This is a genomic window from Spirochaetia bacterium (assembly GCA_022482625.1).
In the GTDB taxonomy this organism is placed as follows: domain Bacteria; phylum Spirochaetota; class Spirochaetia; order Sphaerochaetales; family Sphaerochaetaceae; genus Pleomorphochaeta.
The window spans coordinates 1231796-1247456 of sequence record JAKVOU010000001.1; the positions used below are offsets into that span (position 1 = coordinate 1231796).

General features: G+C 41.9%; 10 protein-coding genes and 1 tRNA gene. 1 reads left to right on the forward strand and 10 read right to left on the reverse strand.

The window, feature by feature from the left end; genetic code table 11:
- Positions 1-230 precede the first annotated feature (230 nt).
- Positions 231-1562 (forward strand): diguanylate cyclase, encoded by a 1332-nt coding sequence (locus LKE40_05585; GenBank protein ID MCH3916924.1) that lies wholly within the window; start codon positions 231-233, stop codon positions 1560-1562.
- Here the strand turns inward: LKE40_05585 and LKE40_05590 are convergent.
- The 10 genes from LKE40_05590 to LKE40_05635 form a co-directional block, all read right to left on the reverse strand.
- The gene (locus tag LKE40_05590; protein MCH3916925.1) at positions 1534-4014 is read right to left on the reverse strand and encodes a bifunctional diguanylate cyclase/phosphodiesterase; all 2481 of its coding nucleotides are present in this window, start codon (positions 4012-4014) and stop codon (positions 1534-1536) included. The two genes, LKE40_05585 and LKE40_05590, sit on opposite strands and share 29 nt — an antisense overlap.
- A 119-nt stretch (positions 4015-4133) precedes the next feature.
- A complete protein-coding gene (locus tag LKE40_05595) occupies positions 4134-4379 on the reverse strand; it encodes an iron-only hydrogenase system regulator (protein MCH3916926.1) in 246 nt (81 codons plus the stop codon).
- Positions 4380-4462: 83 nt separating this feature from the next.
- Positions 4463-5089 (reverse strand): histidine phosphatase family protein, encoded by a 627-nt coding sequence (locus LKE40_05600; protein MCH3916927.1) that lies wholly within the window; start codon positions 5087-5089, stop codon positions 4463-4465.
- A gap of 39 nt (positions 5090-5128) precedes the next feature.
- A complete protein-coding gene (locus LKE40_05605) occupies positions 5129-6832 on the reverse strand; it encodes a Na/Pi cotransporter family protein (protein MCH3916928.1) in 1704 nt (567 codons plus the stop codon).
- Between the two features lie 520 nt (positions 6833-7352).
- Entirely contained in the window at positions 7353-9614 is a 2262-nt protein-coding gene (locus LKE40_05610; GenBank protein MCH3916929.1) for a glycogen debranching protein, read from the reverse strand.
- Complete coding sequence (locus LKE40_05615) at positions 9607-10665, reverse strand: ABC transporter ATP-binding protein (protein MCH3916930.1); 1059 nt, start codon at positions 10663-10665, stop codon at positions 9607-9609. The genes LKE40_05610 and LKE40_05615 overlap by 8 nt, the downstream gene beginning before the upstream one ends.
- Positions 10652-12703, reverse strand: a complete 2052-nt coding sequence (locus LKE40_05620; protein ID MCH3916931.1) for an iron ABC transporter permease — start codon at positions 12701-12703, stop codon at positions 10652-10654. The genes LKE40_05615 and LKE40_05620 overlap by 14 nt, the downstream gene beginning before the upstream one ends.
- Before the next feature lie 100 nt (positions 12704-12803).
- The gene (locus tag LKE40_05625) at positions 12804-13805 is read right to left on the reverse strand and encodes an ABC transporter substrate-binding protein (GenBank protein MCH3916932.1); all 1002 of its coding nucleotides are present in this window, start codon (positions 13803-13805) and stop codon (positions 12804-12806) included.
- A 228-nt stretch (positions 13806-14033) separates the two neighbouring features.
- The gene (locus LKE40_05630) at positions 14034-15125 is read right to left on the reverse strand and encodes a GntR family transcriptional regulator (GenBank protein ID MCH3916933.1); all 1092 of its coding nucleotides are present in this window, start codon (positions 15123-15125) and stop codon (positions 14034-14036) included.
- Between the two features lie 241 nt (positions 15126-15366).
- Positions 15367-15440, reverse strand: a tRNA-Ala gene (locus LKE40_05635).
- Positions 15441-15661: the final 221 nt, after the last annotated feature.

Consider the following 15661-nt stretch of genomic DNA (forward strand, 5'->3'; position numbering starts at 1 on the left):
TTTCCTGCTTCTATTGGGTTTATTAGATTTTTCCACTTATTTTCTTCACTATATTGTTAGGTAAAATAACAATATCAAGCAAATAAAAAATTAGAAACTTATGACAAATATTAATAGATAAATTTATCAAATTAATTTAATTCATAGCTTTTCAAAAATATGCCACGGATGATATCCTTTTATTAAGCACAAAATTATTATACTATTAGTATCATCAAAAGGGGTTTTACATGCATATGGATTATCAACCAGCCAAGGATGATTCCGGCTTTTTGTTCAATTTGGTATTAAAAGAGTTCAATTATATATTGGATGTTGACTTGACTGAAAAAGAAATAGTACAGTCCATCTCAAACATTCAGGAAATTCCAGATGGGTTGACCTATGAATTCTTTATCACAAAGTTCGGAGAAAACGTGCCGCTAAGCCATAAGACAGCTGCAAGGAATTTCATGCACAGTATTACTACCGCTGTAGCAACCGGCAATCTTACCCCACAGTTTGTCGAACTTAGGTTTACAGATATCCAGGACAATATTAAATCCAAGTGGTCCGCCATAAAATGCATCTATCGAAGGGATGTGCATGGGCATCTACATGGATACATCATTTCACGTGACATAACTATGGAAAAGGAAAATGAAGTACGCGTAATAAAAAGTGGACAAAGAGATCCCCTGACAAATCTGATCAACAGATTTGGTTTTGATTATCTCAGCGGAAGTGTCCTTGCCCATGCAATTATCTATCAACAGAAATTAGCATTGTTTTTTATCGATATTGACTATTTCAAGCAAATCAACGACACCCATGGTCATCAATTCGGAGATCAGGTACTCAAGGTAGTTGCAGACAAAATCCGAAAGCAATTCAAGGAAACGGATATTATCTGCAGATGTGGAGGTGATGAATTCATTGTCCTGATGGATGGGAACCCTTCCGCTGATACTGCATGCAGAAAGGCAGCAGACTTATGTAAAGCTGTTTCAATGATTGAATTTCCTTCTGCATACGTCAAAGTTTCAATTTCAATCGGAATTTCTCTGTTTCCTGAACATTCAGAAGATCCAGACATGTTGGAACATCTGGCGGACCTTGCATTGTATGAAGCAAAAGCAAAAGGGAAAAATCAATATAGGCTTTTCAGTGAAGAAAGCACCAATTCCCTTGAGCTTTCTTATCAACAGGAACGTCAGGGACAGAAAAACGGATCTTCCACAGCCCTTCTTGAGCTGGTCCTTGATGATTTGGCTATAGGAATAGTCGTCATCGAAGCTGAAAGCTATCGTGTCCTCTATATCAACGAAAAAGCAAGAGAACTTTTCAAAATAGATAGGAACACCAATATCTGCGGGCAACTCTGCTTCCAGTCTCTGAAAGGAAACTCAGGCCCTTGTCCTGACTGCAATCTGACAGGTTGGAAAAATAAAAAGATCTGTAGAAACAGCCGTACCTTATATCAGCAGATAAAAACCAAGATGATTGATTGGAATGGTCAGATTTCCTATATCCAATATATCAGTGCTTCTTTACCTACTGACGGACCAAAGACAGGTAGATAATCGGACTTTTCATTCCAGTGCCAAGATATGCAGCTATCATCTGGACTTTTTCAATCGTACCATCCGGCTTTTGCAGATGTACTTTTTCCTCCAGTATCCTGTGTGAGTTCAGCACCCTGTTAATCAAATTACAGAAAATTTTATGGTCTTCGCCAAAAAGGCCAAGTTTTCCCAAATCATCAAGTAAGATATCCTCATCAGAGAAACGGTCAATGTAATACCTGTTCGCAGTAAGTAGCTCAAGACGTCCATCAGGAGAAACAAGCACAAAAGCAACAGCCCCCTTGATTTCTTCCAACAAGTCTGTTACATATGCCAGATTACAGTCCTGAAAATCCTTGTCCGGAATATTCAAAGGTAAAGGGGATCCTATAGCTAAGCCATTTTTTTCAATGAAGTCATCCAGCTCCTGCGGAGGCATCGGTTTTGCATAATAATACCCCTGTACCAAGTCACAGCCGATTCCTCTCAGGAAAGAAAGCTGCGGCAAAGTTTCAACACCTTCAGCAATGACTTTCAGTCCCATCCACTTAGCCATCCTGACGACAAAATTGATGATATCCCTGCTTTTCTCACTGGATTTGAAACTTGAAAGAAATCTCATATCTATCTTCAGATAATCTACCGGCAAATCCTTGAGAATGTTCAAACTGGAATAGCCGGATCCAAAATCATCCATCATGACAACGAAACCACGCTTTCGCAAATCATTGACCATGGCAATCAATTCACCGGTATTGACCATATAGGCGCTTTCGGTAATCTCTATCTTGACCATGCTGGGATCAAGACCATAGGATCGCACAGTCTCTTCCTGTTGCTGGCCCAGGGTTTCACTTGAAATGCTACGTCTGCTCAGATTGACAGAAATCGGAAACAATGGAAGTCCATGGGCCTTCCTCTCTGCAAGGTAGATACAGGCATGTTCGAGAACATATTGGTCAAGTTTGATAATGAAACCATTCTGCTCAAAGACAGGAAGGAACTGTGCCGGTGCCAGCAGACCCTTTACAGGATGTTTCCATCTCACCAGCACTTCGGCACTGACAGCTTTGTTCTGTTCCAAAGAAAATACCGGCTGATAATAAAGGACAAACTGTCCGGTCTTAAGGGCAAGTTCCATCTCGCCATGGATCTGCTGTTCTTCCTTGACTGCATGGCTCATCGAAGGGTCATAGTATGCATAGGTACAGATACAGTCACCTTTGACAGATTGCAAAGCCAGATAAGCCCTCGCCAGCATAGTCTCCACACCTAACGTATGGTCAACAATTTCGTATACACCGAAATTGATCAACGGCCTGAAAAGGATGCCCTGTTCGGAAAGATCGATAGAAAGCAACTGAGAAAGCTTTTCTGCATCAAACTGTTCCTTCTCGACACAGAGGACGAACGAATCGTTTTCCAATCTTCCATATGTCCCTACGAATTTCGTCTTGTCAGACAGAACAGAAGCAATTTCCACAAGAAGGACATTGCCGCTGCTGTGCCCGAATACTTCATTTACCATCCGGAACTTACTGACATCTAGATAAATCATGACATAGTCAGTATGAGGATTCATCCTGAGCAGCTTCGAGGTACAGCTGACAAACGTCTCCCTGTTGTATAATCCTGTAAGCAGGTCATGCCGAGCCTTGCGTCGAAGCAAGGCTCTCCGCGATTCCAATTTTTTCCATTGCTGCCTTACTTTGGAAATATCTTCCATGGAATAAGCAAAATAACCTTTAAGACCTTCAAGCTTGGACAATCTGGAATTGACCCAACGTTCTTCTGAACCATTGTAACATTGTATCCTATGCTCAATTGAGAAAGAACTTAGTTCACCATCCAACACCCGTGAAAGTTGGAAAACAAAGCGATTGACATCCGGTGCAGGAATAAAGGAGGTCAGACAATCAATATCAATGATATCAGGCATCTTTGACCAACCGCCCAAATCCAATAATTTTTTATTGTATTTTATTACATGCAAAGATTTTCCATCTGTTGTAGAGCGAAGAATAATGAGACCACCAGGAAACACTTCTGCAAGAGAATCAAACAAGCTGACAAGTACATGTTGGTACGAAATTTGATATTCATGAAAATCAAGGAGACTCTTGCGCATCTGCCCAAGTCCTTCGGCAACAGCTTTGACACCGGATTGATAAAGCTTGAGTTTCATTCCCTCGGCAAGAGGTACCGGGACATAGACAATTATATAGACCTGTGCAACAAGGTGAGCAAATCGTTCAATTCCTTTCAAAGAAGCAATACTATCAGTACTGTCACTATAAATAACAACCAACATAGGTGATATCGTTTCAGACAAATCTGGCTGCGGAATTTCATCGATATTGTCATATATACCCACCGAATTTTCTTCCACTGGGTGGATGACAAGAACCTTTCCTCCCTTGCACTCTTCCAAATGTTGCATGACCAATTGATCCATCTGCTTATCATTCATCCAATTGTTTTCCTTATTCCCGACATGGTTAGCCAGCATACCATATCCATCATGAGATTCTTCATTTCATAATAGCACAAACAAAAGCATTTAAAAAGCATAGTCAGCAATACTATCATTCATACTTTGGAATAAGTCGCCTTGATACTCACCGAAGGAATCTGGCCCAGTCTGCCAGCCAAAGAACTGATGAAATCCTGAGGAGCATCAAGTACAATGGAAATGACGGAAAGATGTTTTTTCGGATATGGCAACCCCATCCTCCCGATGATATAAGAAGCAGCCTCATGCAGGCATTCGTTGACTTGCTCTACGGAATCGCCGCTTTCAATGATTATTGCCAGTATCGCTATCCTGGTTTCCATATGGCCCTCCCTGAGGCAACAGCCCCTGTTTCAGCATACCAGCAATCAAAAACAATGGCAATTGACAACAGACAGTACTTTTCTTACATCCTACGTGCAAAGGGCAGTGGTTTGATCTCCCGAAGTACTGCGGCATGCCCATCAAAAGAAAGTCTCAGGGCATATCCCTGTCCATTGTCCATATGTATCTGTGAAAATTGGGATCTTTCAAAAGCTCCCAAAGTAACAAGCAAAACCCGTGAAGCGACACTATGGGAAACAAAGCACAAGCTATGCAAACCATCCTCGTGTAATTCCCTAAGGCTGGAAGTCAGAAAATCAGACATTCTCTGAGCTATCTGGATAAAACTTTCTTCATCAGCCAATCGCTTGTCAGCTAACCAATTGGAAAAAAAGTGCTGTAGGTTGCCCCCACCCTGTGGCAAGTTTTCAAATTTACCGAAATTGATTTCCCTAAGAGAGGAACTCGTCCCGTCAAGCGTGGCCCTACCAGCATAGAGAGTATTGAATGTATCGACGCAACGGTCCATATCCGAAGAATAATTCCTATCACAAACAGGATATAATCGCTCTTGGCTCAGCCTTTCAAGCTCCTTCCTTCCTTTCTCCAACAAAGGGACATTGCTCTGTCCGCTGAGTGTGGAAAGACGGTTTCCCAATGAATAGCCATGGCGTATGAGCAAAAACTGAAATTCGTCTTCTGTATGCATGCATACAATATTCCAAATCATTGCCGGTTTGACAAGTAGTCAAGCCTTTTTTTGTTTTCTCTCTTCGACGCTTACATCCAATCCATAGGAAAGAGAGGAACAGATATCCATAAGATATGTACCTACATTCATCACGTCCCCCATGATTGAATTGAAATATGGTGTCATCATAGGATTACATATGCCGCTGTCCAACCGTACCATATGGTTTGCCTTCATTGCCTCTTCCATATCACCGAGTTGTTCTTTTTCCCTGATTACCATCATGATGCTCAAATCGTCACCACTTTTCAATGTCTGGAATGCATTTCGACTCATTTCAACAACTCCGGATAACAAATGTCGTACTTCACGTTCTCCGGCATCTGAAAATTCCAATCCCTTGGCATGCATTTCTTCCAATTCCTCAAGCATCCTGCGAATCTGAATGGCAATTCTTTCCAATCCTGATGCAACGAGCAACAGCTCGGTCACTGTATCTGTCTGGGCTTCAGTAGAAGTCCCGACGCTGATCAGCCTGGAAAGGTAATGTTGCACTTCCCGCTGCAAATCACATAGCTCTTTCCACTTTGCCTTCAGCAAGCGGACTTGTCCCGGTTCAAAAGGTACGACAGCCTGCTTCGTATCCTTCAACGTTGAATAGAATACATCGCAGCTCTGCAATACTTCCTGCTGGCACATATGGAGTGCAAACACTGGTTGGTTAAGCAGTTTTTCATCTAGGAATACCTTTGAGGAAACCTGTTCATGATGCTGCACTTCTTCTGCAGAAGGTGGAACAATCGTCATCACAATCTTTACCATCAACCATACAAAAGGTATCCACAGCAGGGTATTGATGACATTGAATGAAGTATGGGCATTGGCAATCTGCCTGGAAATCACTTCAAGTTCGGGTCCCTTCGGAGAAATGAACTGAACCAACTGTGCGAACGGATGCATCAGGCAGACAAACAGGAGACTGCCGACGACATTGAAGATGCTATGGGCAACTGCAGTCCGCTTGGCATTGCGGCTTTGTCCGATGCTTGCAAGCAAAGCAGTAATGGTAGTACCTATATTATCACCAAGCAGGATAGGAATAGCGCCCGTAAGTCCTATAATCGAATGGACACCATCAGGGCCAGGAGTACTTGCAAAGTTCTGCAGCACGGCAATAGTCGCCGAAGAGCTTTGTACGACGATTGTCATCAATGCACCTGTAAGTACCCCAAGGAAAGGAACATGTGAAACCTTTCCGATCAAACGTATGAACACTGCTGAATGGGCCAATGGTTTCATCATTGATCCCATCGTCTCTATTCCTACGAACAGCAATCCAAAAGCAAAGATAGTAAGCCCAATGTTCTTTCTTTTCTCATTCTTGCCGACAAAATAAAGGAGAAAACCGGCAAATAATATCGGCCAGATATAATCTGACAACTTGAAGGCTATCAGCTGAGCTGTCATCGTCGTACCGATATTTGCACCGAAGATAACAGAAATTGCCTGGGGAAGATCCATCAGACCGGCACTGACAAACCCTATGACCATGACCGTCGTTGCGCTTGAACTCTGCAGCACCATGGTGGTAACCGTACCGGCAAGAACTCCGAAGAATACATTCTTTGTCAGGATACCAAGGACTTGTTTCATCCTTTCGCCGGCAACTTTCTGCAGGCCTTCACTCATAAGATTCATACCATAGAGGAATATGGCAAGACCACCCAATAAGCCAAATATAATGCCGAAAGCATCAGCCATGCAATTGAATCTCCTTCTATGCCTGTATGTTAAAAAAGTATGAGAATTTTACCACTCCATGTGATGAAGATATCAATAATGACTTTGGCTTGTCAATTTATAGATAAAAATTTTATCTAAATTATTCCTTAAATTTGCTTATATTATTAAATCTCTCCATTTATCAAACCACATATTTCTTCAATGGCCCAACAAGGTAAATATAAACAAAATATAGTATTTTTTATTATAACTATAAGTCATTAATTATTTTTGAAACAAACTGGATACAGCAAAATGTAGCAACAACATGCAAAAATCTTCAAATAATGTCTTTTCAACACGGAAAAGCATTTCTTATACAACATCTATCTTCTTTTTTCTCCTCTTACATATTATTTTGGTAACAAATCTGCTTTCCACATGTATGGTAAAAAGGAATTAAGCCGCAAAAAGAATAGGATCTGCAAATATTTGCAGATCCCGCAGTGTCCGACGCATATGTATGCGTCATAGAGTAAATTCCTATCTCGAAATAGAATTACTTCGAATAAACCACCAAGCCATCCTTCCAACTATGGGGAAAAGAAATTTCCAAGGAATCAGGCTTTTTCGAAAAAGTAAAGACAAAGCTATCACTTTGCTTCTCAACGTGAAAAACCAAATCAGGTTCATCAAACTGAATTGTTCCCAAAGAAGACAAAGAAATGCACCAATGTCTGCCAGATCTCTTTACAGAAACAGCACATTCTTTCAAACGGATATTGCTTAGAGAAAAATCTGTATATTCCTGTGATACTGGATTAAAACAAAAGCCATGCTCACAAGGACTGATACCAGCAACAAAACGTATAATCAAATCAATGTAGAGGGACCCCCATCCTTGGAAAGGAAGGCCAGCCCCTTCTCCTGTCTCTGAATGATAATATTCATAGCAATTTTGATTCTGTACCGTATGTTGCAGAAACCGATCAAGTAAAATACCAGCTTCCCTAGGATATTCCTCACTGATACCATAAATCAAAGACCAAGTTATCTGAGGCCAATTTGCGCCACGCCAGAAATCCTTGGGATCATAGCATTTTTCTATCCTGCTTACCGATGGTACAGGAACCTCCGACAAGAATTCCTTGTCAGATAGAAGATAGTCGTTGATGAGACAATCCTTCTGTGCCTTGGTGGGAATATCAGTAAGGAGGGGAAGAAGCCCTGCAGCGGTACGGACTTTGATCTGTTCAGATGTTCCTGCAATGACATCGTAATAAAAACCATCCTCCGGACAGTACATTACAGCATTCATACTTTGCTTTTCCTTTTCCATACGGGTCCGAATCCCCTCCGGTTCCGTTTTCCCAAGTAATTTTGCTATCCTCAGAATGGTACCGCGTAAGATATAGACATACACATTGAAATCAACACTTTCAACATAGGGGTCAAGCACTCTGTTCCGGGTCACAGCATCAAACCGAGGGCTGTTATCCCATCCTGACTCCCAGATATTCACATAACAGGAAAGCCCTCTTTTCCCTAAATCCCGATAGACACCAAGCCATCGTTCATAAGCAACCAAAGAATCATAGAAATACTGCAGGTAATCCTTATGGCCATATTTGCAATATACTTGCCAGAGGGAAATACCGATGACAGGTGGTTGGGTTGTACCAGATGTATGGAAATCTCCATCCATCCACTCCCTTCCATTTGTCGGATACATAAACAATTCATAAGGCAACATGCCGCAACGCCATTGGTTTTTCACAAAATTCTTCATTTCATCTTCAGCCGGACCGGGTTTGTTATACCAAAGCAATGCAATGTTCTCAAACGCAGAGTCCCAGAAAAACTGATTGAAATAATGGAATTTGTTGACTGAGGTGAAAGGATACGGCAAATGTTTCCTTGTACAGGAAATTCGGCTTGAATGCAAAACATACCAACTGGTAGCATATATACGTTCAAGATCCGTGTCGACACAGGAAAACACAGGAAGTTCTTCAACTAAATGATCCCATCGGTTCTCAAGTTCCCGTGAAACTTCTCCATAGCAACAACTATGGGATTGACGGTCTTTGGAAGTATGTATTGACAACTCAACTGAAAAATGAGCTTCACCGTTTTTTTCAAAATTCGGTATCATTGTCATATGATAGGCAAAATTCCGTGCCGCAAGTGTCGATAGCAAACAGTTGTTTTCCTTACGTGCTTCAAGAGCAACCCAATACCGGAATCTTTTTTTCAAGTTAAAGCTGGAAAAATACTGTTGCCGTTCTACTTCTGTCTCCAAGACAGGCCGCAATCCAATATGTTCAGCCGGTTGAGAAAGGCTCAGGACAAAAGATTCATCTTCCCACACGCCTTCAATATGTGAAGTATCAGGAACTGCTGCATGCACAAAAGCTTCTTCCAACCAATGATAGGGAATACCTTCCGGTGAAAACAGGCAAGCACCGGATATACCTAACTGCAGGTCTTCTCTTGGCAAGTCACTTGACGCCGCCAAAGAAATATCCAACAGGACCCTGTCATCAATCACTGCAATTTTTTGTACATAGGTCAAACCATTTCCCGTATACTTTTTAATTTCCTCAATGGGAGACGAAGACCTTTCCACAAGTTCCATAGCAACAGGTAGTTTTCCTTTGTATATGGCAACTTCAAACAATGGTTGGAACTGCATCAAAGAAGCCCAATATCCATGGGATATACCCAGACTTGTCTCTTTTTCAGCCTGTTCTACCGTCAGTAAATTGCCAAAATATGCTGACATATCAGGCAAAAGAGAAAAGAATTTCTTTCTATTCATTGAACAACCCATATTTCCTTACCTTCAGGTAAACTTTTTCATTCAAGTGCAACTCTTCGTGTATCTCCACCAAAACAAAAGTTCCTGAATTACCTAGAGTAATCTGATATCTGTAGATATTTCCCAAGAAATAACATTTTGTCACAAGGCCGCAAAAACTTTCTGGTTCTGATACAGCAACCAAAGATATGTCTTCAGGACGCATAAACAGGATCGTCCCTGCTGATTCTTTGGAAACAGATGGAAGCGGAATCAAAAAGCCATCAGCCAGGACAAAAGATTTTCCACCCCTGAGAGTCCCAGGAAGCAGATTTGCCTTGCCGATGAAATCTGCAACAAAACTGTTGGCTGGTTCCTGATAGATTTCCTTAGGCGTCCCGATTTGTTGTATGCAGCCTGAACGTATGACTGCAATACGGTCCGATATCTCAAGCGCTTCTTCCTGGTCATGTGTCACGTAGATGGCAGTAACCCCCAGTTTCTGTTGGATTGACTTTATCTGCTGCCGCAGGATAATCCGAAGTTTTGCATCCAAGTTTGACAGTGGTTCATCAAGCAACAGCAGACGAGGGTCAATAACCAAAGCCCTGGCAATTGCAACCCGTTGCTGCTGTCCTCCGCTGAGTTCTTCAGGATACTTGTGTTCAATTCCTGGAAGTTCAACCAAGTCGAGAGCCCACTTGACTTTTTCATGAATAGCAGAAGCGTCATAGTTACGTATTTCAAGGCCATACGAAATATTATTGAAAATGGATTTGTTTGGCCATAAGGCATAGTTCTGGAATACAAATCCTATGTTCTTTTCCCACGGAGGCAAAGCTGTAGTATCTTCACCATTGAAAAAGATATGACCCGATGTCAATTTCTCAAAACCGGAAACACTTCGTAACAATGTAGTCTTGCCACAGCCGGAAGGGCCAAGCAATGTAAAGAATTCCCCTCCGCCGATCTCAAGGGAAATACCTCCCAATGCCTGCAATTTCCCAAAATTTTTTCTTGCATCGACAATCTTTACGGTAGTTGCCTGCTTGCTCTGTTCAGATACTTTCAATCCTAGCCTCCTTCGGCCGCCGGGCTTTTACTGTAATGATATACAAAGGAACATACAGCATGATCATCAAAAGGACAGTCATGGAAGATGCAACCCCGAAATCTGCGCCGGCATCAATTGTATTTTCGAATATGACCGCAGTCATTGGTTTCCATGGCGGACGATACAGAATAATCGTAGCGCTTATCTCCGTCATGATTTGCAGGAAAGCCAACGTCATACCACTCACTACACCGCTGAGCATAAGCGGAAACGTTATCTCCCTGAAGCTTCTCAAAGGCTTTGCTCCTAGGCTTTCTGCAGCCTCACCCAAGGCAGGATGTACCTGATAAAGCGATGATTCTGCACTTTTCACGGCATAGGGAAGCTTCCTGATGAAATAAGCAAGCATAAGGATGACCCATGTACCTGTCAACAGCAAGGGTTTCTGGTTGAAAAGCAGAATAAATCCGATGCCAAGTACAGTACCAGGAATGATATAGGGAATCATCACCAGTTGGTTAAGCGCATTGGAAAAGAACGGATATCGTTTTTTCACCACTACATAGGCGATGCCGATGCCAAAGATGAAATCCAACAACGTAGCACTTAGCCCTGTCAATAATGTTACACCGATCGAATATAGGTTTGTATGGAACAGACGGGTAAAGTTACCCAAAGTCCATTCAGAAGTCGGAATTCCAGATTTCCATTTGACAAAGGCAGATATTGCAACCGTCACATGTGGCGTAAAGGCAAACAGTAGTACAATTCCGGTCAACAGGTAAGTAAAGAATATCCTTTGCCTTCCTGCAGCCCTCACTGATGGCTGATGTGTTTTTACTGAGGCATATGAACGGCGAGCAAGATAAATTCGCTCAGCCATCAGCAATACAGAAGAAAAGAGAACCATCAGCATACTCCCGGTACTGGCAAGTGAAAGGTTCCCGCCGACTTCACTCATATACTGTTTGTAAATCAGCACTGGCAACACATCAAGATGGATGGAAATGATATATGGTGTTCCGAAATCAGTAAATGCAGTCATCATAGCCAGATATAGGCCATTGACAATCCCTGGGACAGCCAGAGGCAACTCGACCTTCCAAAAAGTCCGCCGAAGGCCACCGCCAAGGCTCATGGAGGCTTCTCTCATGGAATGATCTACTGAGGTAAAAGCATCATAGGTAAGCAAGAAGATAATAGGAAAAACCAACCAAGTGATGACCCAGATAATTCCATGGAGCCCGACAATTGTCCAATCGAGATGCAAAGCTCTTGTAATGATGCCAGTACGGCCCAACAGCATTCTCCAGGCATAAGCCCCAAGAAACGGAGGAGCAACCGATGCCATGGTTATGATCGTAATGACCATACTTGTCCCAGGAATACGGTAACGCGCAAACAGGTACGCAAGTCCTACCCCGAATATGGATGCAAACAACGTCGAAAGCACCATGATGATGAAACTGTTTTTTATTGCATCAGCATAGTCGGACCTTCCTAAGAATGTCCTATAATTTTCCCATGTGGCATGGGTGTGCTTGTCAACGAATGAAATGAATGCTCCAGGTGTATAGGAAATCACTACCTTATTGCCGCTTACTTCCGCTGCCATAGGAACTGTTGCATTGCTTTGTCCTGCAAAAGGATTTGAAAATACCTTCTGTGAGATCCAAAGGGCATGTCCTCCTGACTCCACCTTGAGTTCATCATGGGACAATGTCGACACCTTCGCCTCTTTCTGTCCCATAGACAATGCAAACGCCCCAGGGGAAACAGTTGTTGCAGTATATGACTGTTTTGAAGATGTTTCTTCTATTGTAATTATTTTGCCACTATCGTCACTGTTGACCTTCAGACGTTCGATGGTTTCATTTTCAGGAAGCAATGAGCCATTGACGGCATCGCTTTTTACCGTAAAACTTCCACCGTCTGTCTTGAAGGATGACTTCAATATCCAGATTTGTGAGCAAATGATAAGCAGAGAAAATAGAACAATGGTAAAAATCGTAAAGATTTTCCAAGGATCTCTGCCTATTTTTTTCAGATTTGGCAATTTGCCCTCCTGTCATGCCAAAGAAAAATCTCCGTTTCCTGTAAACGGTCAACCGTGTACAAAGAAACGGGATATCCAAACTAAATCAGAAAGGCATGTCTTATTTTATTGTCAATGCATCAAACTTGGCGCTTACGACATCTCTGGGTTCACTTGCCGTGAACAACTTGAGATCACCGAGCTTAGGCAAACTTGCCGGTGGATCCACGTCTTTCCTTGCAGAGCGACGTTGTATTTTCTCGACTGCAATTTCATGAGCTTCCTTTGAGCAAATGAAATCAATCAATGCTTTGCCAAGCTCAGGATGTGGACAGCCTTTGACCAGACCAAGAGCATCCATCTGTACGGTCACAGCATCTGGTTCGTAGATGAGCTTGACAGGAAGTCCTTGTTGCTCCCATTTTACGCCAAGGTCTTCATTGATAAAGCCTACAGGAACTTCACCATCCTTCACAGCCTTGAACATTGCATCAGAACTGGAAGTGATCACACAGTTCGTCAGAAGTACCTTTACAAAATCCCAACCATATGCATTCACCAAACCGGATACAATGGTATAACCTGTTCCAGATTGGTTAGGATTCGATAAAGCTATGCCACCCTTTTTCCATTTTGGATCAGAAAGTTCCTTGGCCGTTTTTGGGTAATCAGCAGGTTTCAGCATACCGGTATTCACCATGATCGGTTGGCACATAATCGTAAAGGGATGCCACTTGTGTGTAGGATCATTGGTTATCATTGCACCATCTTCAGACGATTCATAGGAAGCAAACAAATCTGAATAGGAATCATATGAAACTGTATCGCCGCCAAACATTATATCAGCGGCAGGATTTCCTTTTTCAGCCTCAAGTCTGGAAAATATCTCTCCGCTACCCGCTTTTACGATCTGGACATTCACACCAGGATATTTTTGTTTGAAAGCATCAAAAATAGGATCAGTAATCTCAGGACCACTAGGTGTATAGACAGTAACGGTCCCCTGCAAGGAACCACTTGATTTTTGTGCAGGGCTAGCTTCTGTGTTTTCTCCTTGTCCATTTGCAAAGACAAGGCCTCCGACACAAAACATCAATGCAGCAATTTTTCCAAATTTTTTCACAACAATACCTCCATATAGATATATCCATTTTTAGTTTTGGTACTATTAATGGTACTATCACTTTCTACAACTGTCAACAAAAAGTTTTTCCTTATTTAATAGAGAGTATTTATTGTCATATAAATGAAAAAAAACAATATAAAATCAAAAATAGTCTTTAGATTGGCAAAAATGGATATATCCAATACAGAGCACTGAGAGAAACTCACATTAAGATTTCGACAGGGCTCAGACAGAATCTCCAGGAATTAGCTGGGACGAAAGTCTAATTTGCCGTGGTAGCATATGGGGGTCTCGGATATTACGCATCAAAAGCTGCGCAGCTTCTTGTCCTACTTCATAGTCAGGTTGCACAATCTGACAAAAAAGTCGAAGCCGCGTCAATGGGACAGAAAGTTTATCATGAAGTGCAATTGCACAGTTGTCAGGAAGTATTGAAATACTATCCCTGACTATTACATCGAGTGCCGAAAGCAACCGATTGTTCAATGCAACTATTGCATCATAATCCGGCATGGAATTCAATGCTTCAGAAAGCTTATGAATTTCTTCAGGATCAAGTAACTGCGGCGTCAGGAGATTATCATTGAGTCTGACAATCCATTTGTCAGATACGGTAATCCCATGCTCATGCATGGCAGCCAAATATCCCTTTTCCCGCTCATCAAGACTTGAGCAAAACAATCCGGTAAGCAATATAATCCTCTTATAACCATGTTCAAGCAAAAACCCCGTCAGTTCATAAGCACTTTCAAAATGGCCAGAAGTAACTGCATTGGCCTGCATACCTGGTACAGTACGATCCATTAGGACAAAAGGGACATGTTTTTCCTGAAGCAAAGAAATAATTTCCTGATTCTGCCTTACATAATCACCTTCACTGCTTATTACAGGCGCATAAATGACACCGCTCACATTTGTTTCCAGCAGGGAGAGGAAATAAGCTTTGGTTTTCTTGAAATCACGGTCTCCGTTACAGATAATGGTATGCATACCTTCTTTCCAAAGGAAATCCTCAATACCACGAAGCAAAGTAGAACCGAATCTATCCGTTACATCGTCAATGGCAACTCCGACAAGATTTGTTTCATTCTGTTTTTCTTCAAGACAATGTACAAACGTTCCCCTTTTGTGGGGAATCCTTTCAAGTGTCTTGTCTGCTACCAAAAGCTGCATAGCTTTCTTTATTGTTATCCTGCTTACCTGATATTGATCCGCAAGTTCCCTTTCGGATGGAATTTGCTCGCCTGGGTTCCATTTCTTTGCATGAATATCCCTACGTAATATATCCAATACTTTTTGGTATTTGTAATCTTCCATGCTTTTAGTATACACCATAAGATAGGATATATCCATTTATTTCGTCTGAACTGTCAACATTAAGAAGAAAATCTTTCATCTTTAAAATACTATAAGTCCCTTTGAATTCTGAAACAGATTTATCCTATAAATCATCAATCTTCCAGCCGACATAGTTACAGCAACCAGCCCAAAATGTCCATAAGATCTGTCATTTATCAAAAAAAGGGTCGCCTGTTTAACAGACAACCCTCTCTTCCTGTGGAGCTGATCGGACTCGAACCGACCACCTCTTGAATGCCATTCAAGCGCTCTAGCCAGATGAGCTACAGCCCCATATCAGCGCACTCGGCCGACTGGGATACAATAGTACATTTCTTGGCAAATTGTCAATGGAATCAACGAAAAAGTATCATGTATTCCATGCAGGCAAGCACCTATTCCCCCATTCGACTGCTCGTTTTCTGCAAACCGTTCCAACCTATTCATTTCGTGATTTTATGGCGTATCATATGATACGCTTTTCGTCATATTCATATCGTACAAAATCTGCTGTA